An 18,234-nucleotide genomic window follows, 5' to 3' on the forward strand; every position below is an offset into this window, starting at 1 on the left:
CAACCAAATTGTAGTCAATGTTCGTTATAAAAGCAAAGAATATCTCTTATCTTTCTAATCCTTTTATGGAATGATACAAAAAGGAGAGCGTTGGAACTGATTTTTGTTGCTGTTCTGCCTCTCGAATTAAATAACCAACAATTGCATCAATTTCTGTTTTTCTATTATTTTGTACATCCATTAACATAGATGAAGTATTATGAGCCGTATTTTTACATACTGTACATACACGTTCCCAATACTCACCACATTTTGAATCACCTACAATTTCCATCACTTCCGAAAATACTTGCTTCATCACTTTGTAAAACGATGGATTTGTCAATAACTCACCATTTTGTACACCAAACAATGCAGTTAAGGGATTAATACACGCATTGACGACAAGTTTATGCAGCATTGTTTGCTTCCAGTCTTTTTCAATCACTATCGGAAATAGACTGGAAGAGAATGCAGTAAATAGAGATTCAAATTGTTCCTCTTCTCCATGTATGAGCCCAAATTTCGTACTGCCTATTCCAGTATGATGGACGGTACTAATATTTTCTTTTTTCGCCCCATGCTCTACAATTCCTACCGCAACGCTGGTATTTTGCATCTGTTGCAATATATGAAGATGCCCCATCCCATTTTGCAAGAAAATAAGCCGATTTTCTTGCAAATAAGGACATATTGCTTCCAAATGATATTGCTTCACAGCAACAAATGTATAATCATGTGTTTTGTTTTTTATATCCTCTAAAGGACTTACAAGCGGATATACAGTTTCTCTCACACCGTTGTGTACGCATGTAATCCCGCACTCGTTCAATCGTTCCGCTTGTTCTACTGTTCGTGTATATAGTGTAACAGCCTGCTGATTTTTTTCTAAATAAAATGCAAAAAGGAGCCCGATTGCTCCCGGTCCAACAATTCCAATCTCCATTCTACAAAGGCCTCCATTTTTATCCCGCTATTCACAGACAGTATACCCCGCATCTTAAGATTCAGGAGAAGCGAAGGCGACATATTGAGGACGACTGTCCGTAAAAGCCTAATTGTCGAAAGCTTTCCATCAGTAGGAAAGAAACCCCGCTCATGAAAGTCTCACTTTATAGTTTATAGAATAAGTTTAGCAGACTTTTCAAAAAAATACTGAAAGAATTATCTCTTTTCTTCATAAAAATAAAAAAATGCGTTATAATACTATTATAAATATTTATACTTTTCTTTATTTTTACACCAAGAAGAGGATGTGATTACATGCACTTTCCCAAAGTTGAGCGCTTGCTCATCAATTATAAAACATTAGAAGAGTTTAAAAAGTTTAAAGGTTGCGGTGCTGAAGAATTATCTATGTTAGAAGATTTACAAGCAAATATCATCGAAAACGATAGTGAATCCCCTTTTTATGGAATTTATTACGGTGGTTCTCTTATAGCACGCATGAGTTTGTATACGAAACAACAGTCTGTTAACAATTTGTTTACTGGCCCTTATGTAGAGCTTTTTAAACTCGAAGTGTTGCCAACATTCCAAAAACAAGGATTTGGTAAGATGCTGGTCAATTATGCAAAACAATTGCACCTTCCTATCAAAACAATTGCTCGCGTACAATCTGCTGTTTTCTGGGAAAAATTACACTTCGAAAAAGTAACCATTGATGATGGAGATTTTTACATTTGGCATCCAAACGAAAATTTGAATGCGGTTACAAACAGTGAATCTGCTTAAAAATAAAAACAGCTGTAATTCAGCTGTTTTTATTTTGATGTTTTTTCAAGTATTCCTTTTTCCAATTTTCTCTCTTTTTCGGAAGGCTCTAATACCATCGCACTTCTTTTTTTGTCAATATAATCAAATAAAGTGCGATACTCTTCTTCGTACAACGACAACTGCTGCAAAAGCCCCTCTTTTTCCCTTTGCAACACTTCAATTTTTTTATATAAATCCGTCTTTTCTTCTTCTTCCTTATATCTTTGTAAAAAGACAATTACATCTTCTAACGTTAATGAAAGAGAAGTTATTTTCTCTTTCTTTTGTTCTTGCACTTCATAATTTTCAGCTTTTCTTATCCGCTTTGCTTCTTCAATAAGTTCTTTATATTGTTTACGTACGTAAGAATTCCAGCGAAATCCACAAGCAGCAGGTGTACGTGATAAATGTCTTCCTACTTCTTTGAAGGCAGAAAGTTGCGTTCCCCCTTCACGAATATGCCGGAGCACTACTTCTGCCAGAAGTAAATCTTCATCATCAGTCCATGCATCTTGTCTTGTTGTTGCCATCTCTCTAGTCCTCCTTATGCATTTTTTATTAAACATATGCAGTTACTAGAAAAGATAGAAGAATAACATGTAAAGAAAAAGTTAAAAAAATAAACGCAGAAGGTTTCCCTCCTGCGTTTATTTCCGCAATTACTTGCTGATTACTTCTTTACCTTTGTAAGTACCGCATGCTTTACATACACGGTGAGCTAACTTCGCTTCACCACAGCTTGGGCACTCTACCATACCAGGTACTGATAATTTGAAATGCGTACGACGCTTTCTTTTTACTGTTTTAGAAGTTCTTCTAAAAGGTACAGCCATTCTTCCCACCTCCTTAAAAGAGAGAGTTATTTTCATATGAAGGCCTAAACCGGTCTTCTGATTATTTGTCAAAAAACTTCGCAAGCCCTGCTAATCTTGGATCAACAGGCTTTTCTTCGCTTTTTTCCGAAATCACTTGCCAGTCTCGACCTTGCATCGGTGTTCCTTCAGAAACATCCTCACTGAAAATTTGCATTGGAATCTCCAATAGTATATTTTCCTTAATTACAGGGAGTAAGTCAAGTACTTCTCCTTCTAAGTAATGAAAATCTGCTTCGGTTTCGTAATCTTCTTTCGAAACTAAGAACACCTCAGTTGTTTCAACGTCAAATGGTAATGTTACATCTACTAACGTTCTAGAACATGGTAATACCATGCTTCCTGTTATATGTAGATGGAACGTAAATTTATTGGAGCCAAAATCAACTCTACCTGTCACATGAACAGGAGTAATGTCTCGAACATCTTTCTCAACATTTTTCAGCTCACTTACATCTACCATCTCATCCAACGTTAGTCCTTTATGTCGATATTTGTTCAATTGATGGATGGACCATTTCATATCATATCACCTCAAGGCAACAAACAAAATTATAGCTAGCCGTTGTATATTTGTCAATATTTTTTCTTTACACTATAATGGAGTCATTATAGGAAATAATATATAGATTATCATGTTTTAGGAAAAGATGCTACACTGAAAGGAGAGATTATTATAAAAGCTAGCGGCATTATTGTTGAATATAATCCGTTTCACAACGGTCATGCTTATCATGTGCAACAAACCAAAAAGTTAACAAATGCCGATATAATCATCGCTGTTATGAGCGGGCCCTTTTTACAGCGAGGAGAGCCGGCACTAGTTTCAAAATGGGCGCGAACACAAATGGCATTAGCAAATGGAATAGATATTGTCGTCGAACTTCCCTATGCCTTTGCAACGCAAAAAGCTGAAACATTTGCCAACGGTGCTATTTCAATATTAGATGCTCTTCGCGTCTCTGAGATTTGCTTTGGAAGCGAAAATGGTAATATTGAACATTTCCACAATACAATTACTATACGCCAGACTGAACAGGATTTATTTAATCATCTTGTACAACAATATACCAAAACCGGAATGAGTTATGCAAAAGCCACTTCTGAGGCATTTGCATCCTTACAAAAAAACATGGCTACTATTGATGTCTCAGAGCCAAATAATATTTTAGGACTGCATTACACAGAAGCAATTATTGAGCAGAAAAGTTCAATAAAAGCAAGTACAATTAAGCGTTTTGCTTCACATTATCATGATGAAACATTTCAAGATGAACGAATTGCCAGTGCAACGAGCATTCGCAAACAATTATTTCATGAACAGAAAACTTTTTCAGCAATTGCTCCCTTTGTTCCAAATATAACAAAGCTACTTTTGGAGCAGTACAAGCATTCCTATCACCTATTACATAACTGGGAGAATTATTTTCACTTACTAAAATATAAACTCCTGACAATGTCGCCATCTCAATTACAACATATATATGAAGTAGAGGAAGGATTGGAGAATCGGATTTTATCTTCTATTCGGGAAGCGACCTCATTCATGAGATTTATGGAAGTATTAAAAACAAAACGTTACACATGGACACGGCTACAGCGTATTTGCACGCATATTTTAACAAACACAACGAAAGAAGAAATGCAAAAAACTCACATAGAACAGCACGCACAATATATACGTTTACTTGGCATGTCCCAGAAAGGACAAGCATATATATCAAGTATGAAAAAGCAAATAACTCTCCCTTTGCTTTCTCATACAAAAACGTTACAGCATCCCCTTCTAGATATAGATCGAAAAGCAAGCGCTGTTTATTTCTCTATTTTACAAGAGCCCCTTTGCGGTGAAATGATAAAGCGAGATATAACGCAGCATCCGATTCGATATGACGAAACGCAACATGTATTTTTATAAAGTTCAACTAACCGGGCTCATGCCAGCAGTAAGACCCCCACCTATCTTTTTTGTTTTAGGTGGGGGTCTTACTGCCCGCGAATAGCGGGATAAAGCGAAACTTCCATCAGTTAGGTCTTACTGCCCGTTAATGCGAGATAAAAAAATCCTCTCTTAAATGAGAGGATCTACTTTTTTTCTGACATTTTGTCCAAATATGCTAAGGCATCATCTAACGTATCCACAGGTATAATCTTCATTTTTGTATTTATATCTTTAGCTGTTTTCACCGCTTCTTTATAATTTGAATTCTTTGCTCCCTTCTCATTTGGAGCAAAGAATACTTCTGCACCCGCATTATGAGCTGCAACTACTTTTTGAGAAATACCTCCAATTGGACCGATTTCTCCTTTTTCGTTTATTGTTCCAGTCCCAGCTATTTCGTGACCTTTTGTTATATCTTCTTTCACAAGCTGATTATAAATCTCTAACGTAAACATAAGCCCAGCAGAAGGCCCTCCAATTTTATGCGCATCAATTTTCACGTTAGGACTTACTGTAAGTTTCTTATCCGTAATAATAGAAACTCCGATGCCAGCACGACTTTTATCTTGCGGAATTGGTTTTAGTACAAATTTGTCTTCTTTCTCATTCTTTTCGTGTACATACTTAATAGTTACTTCATCATTTTGTTTTTTTGTTTTCATGTACGCAATAAACTCCTCTGCTGTTTGAAATGGTTGTCCATCAACAGCAACAATACGATCGCCAAGTTTTAATTTTTCAGCAGCCGGCATACCATCTGCAATTCCTGCTACGAGTACACCTTGATTTTCAAACTTAACAGGATAGTTTGCTCGTTTATAGGCATTATAAATAGCCGCATCTTGAGATTCTTTCATTGCATACACTTGGCGTAATTGATACTCTTCATCACTTTCACCTTTTTGTAAAATTTCTTCCTTTTTTAAAATTTCTTCATACTTATTAAATTTAGCAGAAAGAAAGTTAACAACATTCGCTCGCCCCATTGAAACTGTAACGAGCATAAAATCGCCCTTCTCTTTATTCCCTCCCTCAACTTGTACGTACGGCTCTAATTTCTCTGCCATACCTGGCTTTGTAATATAATATGGCAGAGGAACAAACACGATTAACATTGCAACTATAACTCCAATGAGTAATGCGTATAAATACCGAAATTTTTTAAACATCCTTTTTCTCCTTCCACTGTTCAATCAAGGTGTAAATCGTTTGAATATGCTGCTGCGCCTCTTCTTCTCCAACACGAATGATATCTTCTATATTCGTAAAGGCCCGTGAACTAAATTGTTCTACAGCTGGATGCATCATAAGATCTGATGCAATTTGTCTATTTACTACAAGTTCATGCTGCATAATCTCAATACTTTGCATAATGACATCATAAATAGATGTAACTTCTCCATTAACCTTAATAGGGGATACATCAACGGCAATCACAATGTCAGCTCCTAATTTTTTCACTACCGATACTGGAATACGATCAATTACTCCCCCATCAACCAATAACCTTCCGTTTATTTTCTCTGGAACAAATATGCCGGGTACAGAAATACTTGCCCTGACAGCATCTGCAATAGAGCCTTGTGTAAAGACAACCTTTTCACCATTTAGAATATCAGTTGCTACAACCGCTGTCGGGATATCCAGTTCTTCTAATTTTTTATTATATGTAAACATTTTAATCATATCCTTCACACGTTTGCCAGCAATAAACCCCATTTTAGGTACAGTGAAGTCCAAATAGTATTTTCGCTTAAATACTGTTGCTAAACGATACAAACGGTCCACGTTACATCCTGCAGCATAAAACGTACCTATTAGTGCCCCCATACTGCTCCCAGCAATCATATGAATAGGTATCCCCGCCTCTCTTAACACTTTAATAACACCTACATGTGCAAACCCTTTCGCACCGCCTGACCCAAGTGCTAATCCAATTTTTGGCTCTCTCATCTTCTTCACCCTCAAAATTTTTTCACTCTCTTTTTATACTTATGGTCTAATTTCACCATGTATCCTCGTATACTGAAATGAACATTTGGGACAAAGGGGGATACAAAATGTACGAAAAATGGAAAACCGGCTTTCTCACCATATCGGTCACTTTTTTTACAGTTTCTCTCGTACTCCACCCCCAAGCGGCACTGCAATCATCTATTCGAGGCTTAAATATATGGTGGGAAGTTGTCTTTCCTTCGCTGCTACCTTTTTTTATTATTGCAGAACTTCTAATTGGACTTGGGATTGTAAAGTTCATTGGTGTGTTATTAGAACCCCTTATGCGTCCACTCTTTCGTGTACCTGGTATCGGAGGATTTGTATGGGCAATGGGGATGGCCTCTGGTTTCCCTGCAGGTGCAAAATTAAGCGCTCGATTACGCCAAGAAAATCAACTTACACAAATTGAAGCAGAGCGCCTTGTGTCTTTCACAAACTCTTCTAATCCATTATTTATTTTCGGCGCTGTAGCGATTGGTTTCTTTGACAATCCAAAACTAGGACTAATTTTAGCAGCTGCCCATTATGTCAGTAACTTCACAGTTGGACTACTCATGCGTTTTTACCAAGATAGACACACGCAAACAGAAACGAAGAAACATTCAACGCCCATTCCATTACGACACGCCTTTTCCGTTCTTCATAAAACTCGATTACAAGAAAAACGACCCATTGGCAAATTAATCGGTGACGCTATCACTTCTTCAATTCAAACATTACTTATGATTGGCGGGTTTATTATTTTATTCTCTGTTTTCAATAAAATGCTAACTGTTTTTCATATTACAACTTTCCTTGCCCTTATTATGAAACAAATATTAGTTGCATTTCAACTTTCGCCTTACTTTAGTTTTCCCATTTTATCCGGTCTTTTTGAAATGACACTCGGGAGCCAAATGATTAGTCAAACAGAGCATACTTCTATTTTACAACAAGCCATGATGACAAGTTTCGTTTTAGCATTTAGCGGTCTTTCAATTCAAGCTCAAGTTGCCAGTATTTTAGCAGAAACCGACATTCGTTTTAAACCATATTTTATCGCACGAATTATTCAAAGTATCCTTGCTCCAATCTATACATATATATTTTGGGGACCACTTTATGAAAGATTACATTCTTTTTCACCTACCCAATATGATATTCCAGTCTTTTTATCTAAGCAATCTACCCTGTTGGCAAAAGGATGGGCCGCACTAGTTACATATGGTCCGACCTTTACACTGTTTTGTTTATATTTATATGTTATGTTACTATTCTTACGTCTTATCAATAGCAAAAAACCCCGTTCATCATAACGGGGTTTGAAATTTCTCTTTTAAAGCACGTTCTACAATTGGCGGGACAAGCCCAGCAACATTACCACCATAACGCGCTACTTCTTTTACAATACTTGAACTTAAAAAGGAATATTGATTATTTGTCATAATAAAAAATGTTTCTACATTCTCTTCTAATTTACGATTCATGGATGTAATTTGCATTTCATATTCAAAATCAGATACGGCGCGCAAACCGCGTAAAATCGCATTTGCATTACGCATCCTCGCATACTCTACTAATAAGCCACTGTGTGAATCAACCTTTACATTCGGAATATCTTTTGTCGCCTCGCGAATTAATTCTAAACGCTCTTCTACTGTAAAAAGCGGTTTCTTTGATGAATTGTTTAAAACAACAACATATACTTCGTTAAAGACTTTTGCGCCCCTCTTAATAATGTCTAAATGTCCAAGCGTAATCGGATCAAAACTTCCCGAAGAAATTGCTATGCTTGCCATTCGGTCCCCTCACCTTCATACTTATAAATCGAAATCGCTGTAATACCATAGTTTTCAGCTCTTACCTTCACAAGTCTTCCAATTGTTTCAGGTAATTCTACATCTACCCCATGCTCTGACATAACGATTCCGTTTTCTTTCAATAGACCGTGTTGATCCATTATACTAATTAAAGAAACAATCTTTTGATCTTTATACGGTGGATCTAATAGTACAAGGTCGAATGATATCTCACGTTTCATAAGCGCCTTTACAGCACGTTCTGCATCATTTCTATATACTTCAGCTTGCGCTTCTAACCTGCAGCTTTCTAAATTTTGATGGATAACCTTTATAGCTTTTCCATCACGATCAACAAAAATAGCTTTATCTATCCCTCTACTAAGAGCCTCAATACCAAGACCACCGCTTCCTCCAAACAAATCAAGAGCTAAACCACCGTCAAAATAAGGACCGATAATATTAAAAATGGCTTCTTTCACCTTGTCTGTTGTTGGACGCGTTGTGTTACCTGGTACAGCTTTTAAAGGATGACCTTTACACTTCCCTGAAACTACTCTCATAATTTGTCACTACCTTTATCTCTTTCTAACAGATGTTCATGTAAATCATTCTTGTGTAAGCTCAATCTTACTTACTACTTACGGACAGTAAGACTTCCACTGATAGAAGTTTCACTTTATGTATATTCATCTTTTTTATCCTATCATAAAACACCCGAAAGAAAAATAAAAAGCAAAAGAGAAATTTTAATTTTACAATGTATATCTTTATATAGTTTGGACATAAATAAGGATAACAACATCACCTTCGATGTTGTTGCCAACCGCGGAGAAGACTTACGTTTCCCCATAAGTTCTTCCTCCGGTTTCTCCTCTCCCTTTGCCTTCTTGCTAGTCATACTAGTGTAAGAGGGGCCCTGCTTCGGCAGGGTTTTTTCTTTACCTTCTTTTCATTTCAAAAATGAAATGATACAGTAAAAGAAGAAGAAGGAGGGGAAAGTCGTGATTCAACGTTTTATTCAGCTAGGTGAAGGTTACTCCGATTTATATGAGTTACTAGAAATCGCAAAGGCAAACCAACACCGTGTATCTCATATGTTACAATTTCACACATTAAAAAATAATAAATCTGTTTGTTCCCTTGCTGTTGTTCTACATCCAACAGCAGTAGGCAATTTCCAGCCATTATACATATGTCTAGAAGGAATTCCTGTGGAAGAAGATAAACAAAGCAAACGCATTGCCTTGTTTGAAAATACCGCTTCAGAAATTGGTAAACAAGTCGTTTCTTTCACAGTCAAACCATCGACAATGTTTCCAGAGAAAGAATTATATTTCAACCATCTCATTGGTATTTTACGAATGAACCATTTCATTCCGCCAATGCAATAAAGTGAAACTTCCTTCTGGGAACGTTTTTTTCCCAGAAGGTTAGTTGAACCAATCGGGCTTTTACGGGCAGTTTATCCACCACCTATCTTCTGTAGAAAAACGTCCTGCGATTCTAGCCGCTAGAGCTGGACAGCGATTCTCGTTCAATCTTAAGATGGGGGCTTACTGCCCGTTAATGCGGGATAAAGTGAAACTTCCTTCTGGGAACGCTTTTCTTACTGATGGTTAGTTGAACCAATCGGACTTTAACAGTCGGTTTGATGTAACATCCTAGAAAAAATTAGCTTACCGACTGTTAAAGCGAGGTAAGGTGAAACTTCCATTTAGGAAATCTTACTGGTTCTACATGCAAATAATACAAGAAAAACCCACCAAAGTTTTGGTGGGTTTTTAATCAATCTTATTATAATCATATTCTTTTGCACGATCTGGTCTAGAATTTTCGAACTCCGTTTTTAAAAATGGGCGATAAGATGGCTCTACCTTTTTTACAAACGGAAGCTTATTTAATTTTTGCATCATATATTCCAGTTGCTCCATATCACAATACACAACGGCATATTTAAACCGCTTCGATATGTAATGAATGTTTCCGTATTTCCTTAAAATTTTAGCGTGTTTTAAGGAATTTAGATAGACAATCATACTTTGTCGTTGCCCAAACATAATTTTCTCCTTTTATATAATTTCATTCTTTCTATTTTACAAAAAGCACACAGAAATTTATAACTTTACATACAATTATTCATCAGTTTTTCAAACATCAAAAGATACTAGCGGGTGTTTTTTGTATCCATTTTCTTCTATATTCTAAAAAACGGGGCAAATCACCCCGTTTTTTTGCACCCACAGCTACCACCAGAACCACAACCGCCTCCACATCCACCTGCGTCAAAGAACGGGTTCCCTGTTGGAACTTTAATAGAAGTCGAGATTTCCATTCCAATCATTGTACTGACTTCATCTAATAGCTTTTGCAATTCATTTTCTGCTTTTTTAAAAGCAACTATCGCTTCATGCAAATCTACTGCCCGTTTCAATTCTCGCATTTGCGCAGAAACTGAAGTGAAATCTGGATGATATTTCCCAAAGCGCTGTACTTCTTCGTATCGTTCCTTCAGAGCTATAAACTGTTTAATTAATGTTTGTGCTTCTTGATTTTTCTGCAATGCATGATGGCATTCGCGATAACGCTCAGCTATATCTGAACAAACAACTGCTTTCGCTAATTGTTCGGCTTCATCTAGAATCATTACGCTCTCAAGCGTCGCTAGTATCATAAGAGACACCTCCGAATACTAATCATATCACATTTATAACGGAACTACTAACTTTGCTTCCCATCTTGAAAACAAATTATAAAGAGATGTGTTCTGCAATATTGTATCTTAATACGGTCCATTTCCCTTTTGATTGTTTTACATAACTCATACACGCATTTTTTAAAGACGTTGTAAACGTAATTTCCTTTGGAACAATCGCATGAAGAATCGCTTTAATTGCATGAGAGTGCGCAACAATAATAATTCGTTTCCCATCATACTGATAAGCAACATCTTTTAATGCAGAAAAACAACGCTCTACAATTTCTTCCTCTGTTTCCAGCCCCTCGACATTCCCATCAGCAATGAGCTGCCTTACTTCATCAACTGGTTTCCCTGACGCTGCACCAAAATTTCGTTCCATAAAACGTTCATCATGCTGAATTATATTTATCCCAATCGCATCAGCAATTGCTTGTGCCGTCTCGTGTGCTCTCACTAAGGGACTACTAATGATTACATCCCATGTTTCAGCTCGTAATGCTTCTGCACTCTGCGCCGCTTGTTGTTTTCCAATTTCATTCAAAGGAATATCTTCTCTTCCTTGAATAATCTCTTGAAAATTCCAATCAGTTTGTCCATGTCGTACTAAACAAATTTCCGTCATGCTGTAACTCCTTTTTCCAGAATTCTTTTTCATTGTAACAAAAGTTTCGCATGACGGACACAATTTTTACTTCCAACTAATTAACGTTTTGCTGTTTCATATATTGAAACATATCTATCATTATAGAAGCAACCGATAACTGATTTTGAAACTTAGCTACCTTGTCTGGAATAGTCTTTTTAAAATATTGCATGGCCGCCAATTCAAATGCATCTTTTTCGCTTGGATCTCTAGAAAGTTTCCGATACCAAGACGGTTGCTCCCGAATATATTTCTGTAAATCTTCATTCGACCTTACAAATTCGATGAGTTCTTTTCTCATCACTTTTCCTCCTAATCTTTTTGAAAGAAAAACGGATTATTTTCAGAATTACGCTGCTGTTTTGTTGCCTGGTTCCCTTGAAACTGTTGAATAACTTGCTGCACGCTTCCAAGTGCAGTCGTCATATTCGCTAAATGTTGCTGCACCTGTTCCACATCTAACTTTTTAAAAAACGATACCATTTGTCCCATAAAGTCTCCAGAATTTTCTTCGCGATCTTCTTGTACGGAAGAAGAATTTGCCTCTCCATTCACCTTATAATGATTCCATACATCATCTTGTTCTCCAAGTAAATACCACTCTTCATAAAATTGTTGCCACGATTTCTTTCCATTTCGAACATCATGAACCATCTTTGGATGCTGGCGCACAAACTCTTTGAATTTTTGAATAGAAGGATGTAAATCTCCTTTTACCACTGTCATTACAATCACCTCACCAGATGTATCTTCTATTATATTGTAAGAAAAAAAAGGCGCATGGTTCGCCTATTTTTAGGCAATTCATACACCTTACTTTTGAATAAAATTTTGTGTATAAAAATTATCATACACTCCAATTCCTAAACCAGTGAATTGTTCGTTTAGTAAATTCTTTCGATGGTCCTCGCTATTTAACCACCCTTGCACTGCCGCAATTCCATCACTATACTGCGTCGCGATGTTTTCTCCTGCTAGTTGGAATGATACATTTCCTTTTTGCAAACGATCACCTAATGTTCCAAACGAAGGCGAATCATGCGAAAAATAATTGCTATCTTTCATATCTTTACTATGTTCATATGCTACTACCGCCGTTTGTTGATCCCATACTAATAATGGAAGGTGATAACGACTACGAATTATATTTGTCAAATCTAAAATTTGCTGTGCATTTCCTTGTTCGACCTGCTTCATTTGCTCTGGTGATAATGGTTGTGGATTCGTTAATTCTCCAGAATAAACAAGTTGATATGGCTTTTGTTTTATTAATGTTTCATCATCCATATAACGAACACCGACAAGCTTATGTGTAAAATGGTCAAAATATAATTGCGCCCACCCTCCTTCTATAGAAACAAGTGGTTGTTCTGTTACTTCAACATCGGACAATTCAAATTGATAACTATTTTTTCCCATTTTAAGTGAAATTTCATATGAAAACGGATTCCTTTTATAAACATCTTCATACTTTTCACCAATATGAAATGGTGAAATATTCACTTTCTCTCCGCCAACATAAATCGTAACAATTTTATGATCTATAATTCCAAACTGCACATAGTGCGATAAGTCTTGATTATATACCCACCATTCATAACCATAAGCAGATGGTTCAATTCGCGCCGGTTCGCCCCAATTCGCTAATAAATTTTCAGGGTCACTACCTAGGAGCTGTGAAATTGTTTCTGGCACACCTTTATTTTCTTTTTTCATTTTCACAATTTTATGCTCTGATTTTAAATGAGGGGATTGTAATATATATTGAGAAACGAGTAATTTCCCGTATAAATCAATCGCTAAAATAAGAATAGTAATTACTATAATACGGAACAACATTTTCAAATTATATACCTCCTGAATACCCATGAAATTGAGGTATACACAAACAAAACTGTTTTTTCTCCATTTTGTGTGTACCACACTATGTTCACTATATCATATTTCTTGCATAAAAGTAGACATTCTACCTTTTCTCTCCATACGAATTGTATTTTTTAACTATTCGTACTATTATAAATTCAAGGGGATTTTACATTTATTATAAGGAGGCTATTTCATGCAATTTACAAATACGAAACTTGAAGGTACAGTTGTCGACTTCACACTTCTAACTGAGGTAATGGACAAGCATCATTTTGTACTAGCTGGACAATGGGATTACGAGAGAGTTACATACGACTATAAATTTGAAATGCTGAAAGATGTGTATTATTTACGTATACAAGGTTTTGCCATAGAAGGAGATGTTGGAGGACGACATGCCCAAATTAAATTATTGACACCTCTTCTCGGTAAACATTATTATCCACATGGTGTAGAGTACGGGGAAGAAGAAAAATTCCCAAAAAATGTTCTTCAAAAAAGTGAACAATTACTTCAAAACATCGAAAAAGAGTTGCAAGATTTAGCGATTATAGAATAATAAAATGAAACTTCCGTGAATGGTGATCTGCATTCTCCACTCATGATTTGCCCAAACCATGATACTCTCATAAGCAGCGAGGTTCCCCCTTGAAAGAAGGCCTACTACCAGTTACAACAAAAAGAAGATGTACATAACGATACACCTTCTTTTTATTTTGTAAATTTATCTCACTATTCGTAGACAGGAAGCTCCCACCTCAAGACTCAAGGAAATCAAAGAAGACAGGTCATGAATAACTACTAGCATGCGTTCGATTGGTGAGAGCTTTCCATAAGTGTGGGGATGAAGAATCCCCACTTATGAAAGTTTACTTTATTTTGACTGCAAATACGGGGGTAATGCTTGAATCTGTTCTGCATCCTTTTTTCGTTCTTTACGCGCCCATGAGAAGAAAACATACCCAATCACTGTTCCGTACACAATTTCTTGTACAATCTTCATTATAATGCCTCCTGTTTTCTGATCCTCTAGAACAGGAAGCCAATGTAAGAAATCAGGACCTGTAATATTTAAGCTAGATAACGTTCCAGCTGGTACACAAAGTTCCATTGCCTTCATCCATGCACTTGGATCTGTATAGGTCGCAAACAATGGCACATTTGCAAAAATAATAAGTGCACAGGCTGGCGTTAATAACATACCATTAGCAAACATGTAACCGATTTTTTTAATATCACTTAGTGTTTGATATTCTGGTAATGGATTAAATATGGGCCACCACAGCATCATAGCCGCAAAAAATAATACAGCAAGAACAACTGGATGTCCAATTTGGCTTTGCTTTACTGCATCGAACACAACCGGCAAGTGATACATAGAAAATAGTCCGTTAAAAACAAGTAAAGCTACAATAGGATTTGCCCATATATGTAACATCATACGAATGAATCGAAATGATGTTATGTATTGAAACAACCAATTCGGTAATCCAAGTAATAACAGTGGAGGTACAGCCATATACATGATTGCCATTTCAAACATATGTGCACTAAACACAATATGTCCAAGCAAATCAATTGGCCCTCCTTTAACAAAATACAAAAGTAACATACCACTTATAAAATAAAAGATTTTCCGTTTACTTACTTCTTCGCCATTTGGGAAGCGATATCGATACTTTCCAATAATTAAAAGATAACCAATCACAACAGCTAACATAAAAAGAAAAAAGATTGGGCTCCACAGTGCTTCAAAACCAAATATCCATAAGTTGCTCACTTTTTTACACCCTCCCTTTCATAAGTAAAAGGGGATTGATGAAACATTCAATCCCCTTTCTTTTTAAAGCCAAATAAGTGTCGTAAAAGTTAAAATCGTTATTAACCCCACTAGTAAACCTGAATACAAAAACATCGATGGGGCTTCATGCCCTTTATGACTCATATGCATAAAATAATACAATTGAAAAATAACTTGTACAGCAGCTAACAATAAAATAAGCGGTACGGAAAAAAGCGGACTAAATGTTTTTGGATATGCGACTGCTACAAATGCAATGACTGTCAAAAAAATCATTAATCCAAAAGTAATGACTTGATGCTTCATTTCTTCCGCACTTTTTTTTCTGCGATATGCAAGATCAACTTTAGGATTATTTATATTTGTTTGTTTTATTGCCATTGTTTATCCCACCATTCCCATCAAATATACTACAGTGAAAATAAACACCCAAACTACGTCGATAAAGTGCCAATAAATTGATGCGACGTAAAACTTTGGAGCATTGTATAAATTTAAGCCACGCTTCGCATTACGGATTACTAAAGTTAAAATCCAAAGTAATCCAAATAGTACGTGTAACCCATGCGTACCAACTAACGCATAAAATGCAGAACCGAATGCACTACTTCTCATCGTATGTTTAAACTCATGAACGTAATGATTAAATTCATAAATCTCAAAGCCTAAAAATCCAACTCCAAGCAATACAGTGATAATAAGCCAAAGCTGCATTTGCTTAAAGTTAAAATTCTTCATATGATATATTGCATAAACACTTGTTAAACTACTCGTTAAAAGAAGCATTGTCATAATGAACACAAGCGGCATTTGAAACATTTCTTGTGATGACGGTCCACCATTTGTTGAATTTTTCAGTGCTAAATATGTTCCGAACAAGGACGCAAATAGTACTGTCTCGCCTCCTAGAAACAACCAAAATCCAATAAATTTATTCTTTCCTTCGAGGGTTGCTTTTTCAGGCTCTGCTGGAAAGGTTTCATTTGTTAATTTTTCCTCTGCATGCATTACGCCTTGCCCCCTTTATCTTCTAAATCTTCTTTATGAATATGGTATCCATGATCATCAATTACAGATCGTAAGAGCATTGCTCCAAATGTAATAATAAGACCAATAATCGCTACTACTAGCCACATTTTCTCTTTCCCCGCGTGCATATACATCGCTCCAAATGCTGCAGTAAATAAACCTAAGGAAATGACAAATGGTAGGAAAGATCCGTTTGGCATGTGAATATCCCCAACCGGTTCTGCTGGCGTCATTTCGTTTTTCCCTTCACGTTTTTCAATCCAGAATGGATCTAATCCACGTACAAACGGTAATTGCTTAAAATTATACTCAGGTGTCGGCGCTGGAATTGACCATTCTAATGTACGACCATCCCAAGGATCGCGACCAGCTTGTTTTTTAGAAAAGGATGTTTTTACAACATTAGCTAACAGTACGATTGTTCCGAGAGCCATAAATACTGCCCCTACCGTACTAATTAAGTTCCCAACTTCTAATCCTTGTCCTGGCAAATACGTAAAATAGCGACGCGGCATACCCATTAAACCAAGGAAGTGCTGAATAAAGAACGTTAAATGAAAGCCAATAAAGAACAACCAAAATGTAATTTTACCAAGCGTCTCATCTAGGAGTTTATTAAACATAAGCGGCCAAAAATAATGAGCACCTGCAAATAATCCGAACACAACCCCACCAACAATTACGTAATGAAAGTGAGCTACAACGAAGTAATTATCGTGAAATTGATAATCAGCAGGAGCTGATGCAAGCATAACCCCTGTCACCCCACCCATAACGAATGATGGAATAAAACCAAGAGCCCACATCATTGGTGTTGTAAAGCGAATGCTTCCACCCCACATCGTAAAGAGCCAGTTAAAAATTTTAATACCTGTTGGAACAGCAATTGCCATTGTAGCTACAGAAAAGATCGCATTTGCTACTGGACCAAGACCTACTGTAAACATATGATGTGCCCATACCATGAATCCTAAAAATCCAATTAATACCGTTGCAAATACCATAGATGAATATCCGAATAAACGTTTTTTAGAGAATGTCGCGAAGATTTCTGAGAATATTCCGAAAACAGGGAGTATAAGAATGTATACTTCTGGGTGACCGAAGATCCAGAATAAATGCTCCCATATAATCGTATTTCCTCCTAAAGCTGGGTTAAAGAAACTTGTGCCAAATAAACGATCTAACATTAACAGGGCTAGGCCTACTGTAAGTGGTGGGAATGCAAATAATATAAGTGCAGATGTTACAAAAGTTGTCCATGTAAACATCGGCATCCGCATATATGTCATTCCAGGTGCCCGCATATTAATAATGGTAACAAGGAAGTTAATTCCTCCTATTAATGTTCCAATACCCGCAATTTGCAAACCAAGGACATAGAAGTCGATACCGTGTCCCTTTGATGCGAGTGATAACGATGCATACGATGTCCAACCTGCATCAGGCGCCCCACCTAAAAACCAACTTAAGTTTAAAAATACGCCCCCAAAGAAAAACAGCCAAAATCCAAGAGCATTAATAAATGGAAACGCAACGTCTCGTGCACCAATTTGAAGTGGTACCGCCGCATTCATCATTGCAAATACAAGTGGCATTGCCGCTAAGAAAATCATTGTTGTTCCGTGCATTGTTAACACTTGGTTGTACATATCCCCAACGAGAAAAGCATTGTTTGGAATCGCTAACTGAAACCGAATAAATAATGCTTCTATTCCCCCGATGATAAAAAATAACCCACCTGCAATTAAATAGAGAATGGCAATTTTTTTATGGTCTACTGTCGTTAAATAATCCCAAATTACAGAGCCCACTCCCTGTTTTTTTGCTACAGAACTCACGTTTTCAACCTCCCCTTCGCAAATAGTTT

General features: G+C 36.6%; 23 protein-coding genes. 5 read left to right on the top strand and 18 right to left on the bottom strand.

The window, feature by feature from the left end; translation table 11 throughout:
• Nucleotides 1-46 precede the first annotated feature (46 nt).
• Nucleotides 47-925, bottom strand: a complete 879-nt coding sequence (locus NKR74_RS16235) for a 2-dehydropantoate 2-reductase (protein WP_253630256.1) — start codon at nt 923-925, stop codon at nt 47-49.
• Between the two features lie 317 nt (nt 926-1,242).
• Between NKR74_RS16235 and NKR74_RS16240 the strand changes: the two genes are divergently transcribed.
• Complete coding sequence (locus tag NKR74_RS16240) at nt 1,243-1,713, top strand: N-acetyltransferase (RefSeq protein WP_253630257.1); 471 nt, start codon at nt 1,243-1,245, stop codon at nt 1,711-1,713.
• A 29-nt stretch (nt 1,714-1,742) separates the two neighbouring features.
• On the opposite strand, the gene NKR74_RS16245 is transcribed toward NKR74_RS16240, so the two are convergent.
• From NKR74_RS16245 to NKR74_RS16255, 3 genes are all read right to left on the bottom strand, one after another.
• Nucleotides 1,743-2,264, bottom strand: coding sequence for an RsfA family transcriptional regulator (locus tag NKR74_RS16245; protein WP_098305588.1), 522 nt, complete (start codon nt 2,262-2,264; stop codon nt 1,743-1,745).
• A gap of 129 nt (nt 2,265-2,393) precedes the next feature.
• The gene (gene rpmF, locus NKR74_RS16250) at nt 2,394-2,567 is read right to left on the bottom strand and encodes a 50S ribosomal protein L32 (RefSeq protein WP_001984764.1); all 174 of its coding nucleotides are present in this window, start codon (nt 2,565-2,567) and stop codon (nt 2,394-2,396) included.
• Nucleotides 2,568-2,628: 61 nt separating this feature from the next.
• Nucleotides 2,629-3,129, bottom strand: coding sequence for a YceD family protein (locus tag NKR74_RS16255; RefSeq protein ID WP_098305590.1), 501 nt, complete (start codon nt 3,127-3,129; stop codon nt 2,629-2,631).
• Nucleotides 3,130-3,282: 153 nt separating this feature from the next.
• On the opposite strand from NKR74_RS16255, the gene NKR74_RS16260 reads away from it, so the two are divergent.
• Complete coding sequence (locus NKR74_RS16260) at nt 3,283-4,524, top strand: nucleotidyltransferase (RefSeq protein WP_309247657.1); 1,242 nt, start codon at nt 3,283-3,285, stop codon at nt 4,522-4,524.
• Between the two features lie 167 nt (nt 4,525-4,691).
• Here NKR74_RS16260 and NKR74_RS16265 read toward each other — a convergent pair whose 3' ends face one another.
• Both NKR74_RS16265 and NKR74_RS16270 read right to left on the bottom strand, forming a co-directional pair.
• Nucleotides 4,692-5,717, bottom strand: a complete 1,026-nt coding sequence (locus NKR74_RS16265; RefSeq protein ID WP_098305594.1) for a SepM family pheromone-processing serine protease — start codon at nt 5,715-5,717, stop codon at nt 4,692-4,694.
• On the bottom strand, nt 5,710-6,501 hold the full coding sequence (locus NKR74_RS16270) for a patatin-like phospholipase family protein (protein ID WP_141524950.1): 792 nt from the start codon (nt 6,499-6,501) through the stop codon (nt 5,710-5,712). The genes NKR74_RS16265 and NKR74_RS16270 overlap by 8 nt, the downstream gene beginning before the upstream one ends.
• Before the next feature lie 107 nt (nt 6,502-6,608).
• On the opposite strand from NKR74_RS16270, the gene ylbJ reads away from it, so the two are divergent.
• On the top strand, nt 6,609-7,841 hold the full coding sequence (gene ylbJ, locus NKR74_RS16275) for a sporulation integral membrane protein YlbJ (protein ID WP_098305596.1): 1,233 nt from the start codon (nt 6,609-6,611) through the stop codon (nt 7,839-7,841).
• Here the strand turns inward: ylbJ and coaD are convergent.
• Entirely contained in the window at nt 7,836-8,324 is a 489-nt protein-coding gene (gene coaD / locus NKR74_RS16280; protein ID WP_098305598.1) for a pantetheine-phosphate adenylyltransferase, read from the bottom strand. The genes ylbJ and coaD overlap by 6 nt on opposite strands.
• Nucleotides 8,312-8,887, bottom strand: a complete 576-nt coding sequence (gene rsmD, locus NKR74_RS16285) for a 16S rRNA (guanine(966)-N(2))-methyltransferase RsmD (protein WP_098305600.1) — start codon at nt 8,885-8,887, stop codon at nt 8,312-8,314. Before rsmD ends, coaD begins: the two co-directional genes overlap by 13 nt.
• A gap of 441 nt (nt 8,888-9,328) precedes the next feature.
• On the opposite strand from rsmD, the gene NKR74_RS16290 reads away from it, so the two are divergent.
• Nucleotides 9,329-9,718 (top strand): DUF7147 family protein, encoded by a 390-nt coding sequence (locus NKR74_RS16290; protein ID WP_098305602.1) that lies wholly within the window; start codon nt 9,329-9,331, stop codon nt 9,716-9,718.
• Nucleotides 9,719-10,108: 390 nt separating this feature from the next.
• On the opposite strand, the gene NKR74_RS16295 is transcribed toward NKR74_RS16290, so the two are convergent.
• The 6 genes from NKR74_RS16295 to NKR74_RS16320 all read right to left on the bottom strand — a co-directional run bounded on the left by NKR74_RS16295 (nt 10,109) and on the right by NKR74_RS16320 (nt 13,513).
• A complete protein-coding gene (locus NKR74_RS16295) occupies nt 10,109-10,384 on the bottom strand; it encodes a YlbG family protein (RefSeq protein ID WP_098305606.1) in 276 nt (91 codons plus the stop codon).
• Nucleotides 10,385-10,545: 161 nt separating this feature from the next.
• Nucleotides 10,546-10,998 (bottom strand): YlbF/YmcA family competence regulator, encoded by a 453-nt coding sequence (locus tag NKR74_RS16300; RefSeq protein WP_098305608.1) that lies wholly within the window; start codon nt 10,996-10,998, stop codon nt 10,546-10,548.
• 76 nt (nt 10,999-11,074) lie between these two features.
• Nucleotides 11,075-11,647, bottom strand: a complete 573-nt coding sequence (locus tag NKR74_RS16305) for a histidine phosphatase family protein (protein WP_098305610.1) — start codon at nt 11,645-11,647, stop codon at nt 11,075-11,077.
• A 76-nt stretch (nt 11,648-11,723) separates the two neighbouring features.
• The gene (locus NKR74_RS16310) at nt 11,724-11,969 is read right to left on the bottom strand and encodes a YlbE-like family protein (protein WP_098305612.1); all 246 of its coding nucleotides are present in this window, start codon (nt 11,967-11,969) and stop codon (nt 11,724-11,726) included.
• Between the two features lie 11 nt (nt 11,970-11,980).
• Entirely contained in the window at nt 11,981-12,394 is a 414-nt protein-coding gene (locus NKR74_RS16315; RefSeq protein ID WP_253630259.1) for a YlbD family protein, read from the bottom strand.
• 87 nt (nt 12,395-12,481) lie between these two features.
• Complete coding sequence (locus tag NKR74_RS16320) at nt 12,482-13,513, bottom strand: CAP domain-containing protein (protein WP_098305616.1); 1,032 nt, start codon at nt 13,511-13,513, stop codon at nt 12,482-12,484.
• A 214-nt stretch (nt 13,514-13,727) separates the two neighbouring features.
• Here NKR74_RS16320 and NKR74_RS16325 point away from each other — a divergent pair, with 214 nt between their 5' ends.
• Nucleotides 13,728-14,093: a YugN family protein gene (locus NKR74_RS16325; protein WP_098305618.1), complete on the top strand. Its 366-nt coding sequence runs from the start codon at nt 13,728-13,730 to the stop codon at nt 14,091-14,093.
• A gap of 315 nt (nt 14,094-14,408) precedes the next feature.
• Here the strand turns inward: NKR74_RS16325 and ctaG are convergent, their stop codons facing one another.
• From ctaG to ctaD, 4 genes are all read right to left on the bottom strand, one after another.
• Nucleotides 14,409-15,314, bottom strand: a complete 906-nt coding sequence (gene ctaG, locus NKR74_RS16330) for a cytochrome c oxidase assembly factor CtaG (protein ID WP_253630260.1) — start codon at nt 15,312-15,314, stop codon at nt 14,409-14,411.
• A 63-nt stretch (nt 15,315-15,377) separates the two neighbouring features.
• A complete protein-coding gene (gene ctaF, locus NKR74_RS16335; protein WP_098305622.1) occupies nt 15,378-15,716 on the bottom strand; it encodes a cytochrome c oxidase subunit IVB in 339 nt (112 codons plus the stop codon).
• A gap of 3 nt (nt 15,717-15,719) precedes the next feature.
• Nucleotides 15,720-16,343, bottom strand: a complete 624-nt coding sequence (locus NKR74_RS16340; RefSeq protein WP_098305624.1) for a cytochrome (ubi)quinol oxidase subunit III — start codon at nt 16,341-16,343, stop codon at nt 15,720-15,722.
• Nucleotides 16,343-18,205, bottom strand: coding sequence for a cytochrome c oxidase subunit I (gene ctaD, locus NKR74_RS16345; RefSeq protein WP_098305626.1), 1,863 nt, complete (start codon nt 18,203-18,205; stop codon nt 16,343-16,345). The genes NKR74_RS16340 and ctaD overlap by 1 nt, the downstream gene beginning before the upstream one ends.
• Between the last annotated feature and the right edge of the window lie 29 nt (nt 18,206-18,234).

The sequence above is a fragment of the Bacillus sp. 3103sda1 genome (genome assembly GCF_024159135.1).
Lineage (GTDB): Bacteria > Bacillota > Bacilli > Bacillales > Bacillaceae_G > Bacillus_A > Bacillus_A rhizoplanae.

Bases quoted from the DNA above. Each gene is read 5' to 3' on its own strand.
- NKR74_RS16235 (WP_253630256.1), bottom strand. From the start codon at position 925: ATGGAGATTGGAATTGTTGGACCGGGAGCAATCGGGCTCCTTTTTGCA.
- NKR74_RS16240 (WP_253630257.1), top strand. From the start codon at position 1,243: ATGCACTTTCCCAAAGTTGAGCGCTTGCTCATCAATTATAAAACATTA.
- NKR74_RS16245 (WP_098305588.1), bottom strand. From the start codon at position 2,264: ATGGCAACAACAAGACAAGATGCATGGACTGATGATGAAGATTTACTT.
- rpmF (WP_001984764.1), bottom strand. From the start codon at position 2,567: ATGGCTGTACCTTTTAGAAGAACTTCTAAAACAGTAAAAAGAAAGCGT.
- NKR74_RS16255 (WP_098305590.1), bottom strand. From the start codon at position 3,129: ATGAAATGGTCCATCCATCAATTGAACAAATATCGACATAAAGGACTA.
- NKR74_RS16265 (WP_098305594.1), bottom strand. From the start codon at position 5,717: ATGTTTAAAAAATTTCGGTATTTATACGCATTACTCATTGGAGTTATA.
- NKR74_RS16270 (WP_141524950.1), bottom strand. From the start codon at position 6,501: ATGAGAGAGCCAAAAATTGGATTAGCACTTGGGTCAGGCGGTGCGAAA.
- ylbJ (WP_098305596.1), top strand. From the start codon at position 6,609: ATGTACGAAAAATGGAAAACCGGCTTTCTCACCATATCGGTCACTTTT.
- coaD (WP_098305598.1), bottom strand. From the start codon at position 8,324: ATGGCAAGCATAGCAATTTCTTCGGGAAGTTTTGATCCGATTACGCTT.
- rsmD (WP_098305600.1), bottom strand. From the start codon at position 8,887: ATGAGAGTAGTTTCAGGGAAGTGTAAAGGTCATCCTTTAAAAGCTGTA.
- NKR74_RS16295 (WP_098305606.1), bottom strand. From the start codon at position 10,384: ATGTTTGGGCAACGACAAAGTATGATTGTCTATCTAAATTCCTTAAAA.
- NKR74_RS16300 (WP_098305608.1), bottom strand. From the start codon at position 10,998: ATGATACTAGCGACGCTTGAGAGCGTAATGATTCTAGATGAAGCCGAA.
- NKR74_RS16305 (WP_098305610.1), bottom strand. From the start codon at position 11,647: ATGACGGAAATTTGTTTAGTACGACATGGACAAACTGATTGGAATTTT.
- NKR74_RS16310 (WP_098305612.1), bottom strand. From the start codon at position 11,969: ATGAGAAAAGAACTCATCGAATTTGTAAGGTCGAATGAAGATTTACAG.
- NKR74_RS16315 (WP_253630259.1), bottom strand. From the start codon at position 12,394: ATGACAGTGGTAAAAGGAGATTTACATCCTTCTATTCAAAAATTCAAA.
- NKR74_RS16325 (WP_098305618.1), top strand. From the start codon at position 13,728: ATGCAATTTACAAATACGAAACTTGAAGGTACAGTTGTCGACTTCACA.
- ctaF (WP_098305622.1), bottom strand. From the start codon at position 15,716: ATGGCAATAAAACAAACAAATATAAATAATCCTAAAGTTGATCTTGCA.
- NKR74_RS16340 (WP_098305624.1), bottom strand. From the start codon at position 16,343: ATGCATGCAGAGGAAAAATTAACAAATGAAACCTTTCCAGCAGAGCCT.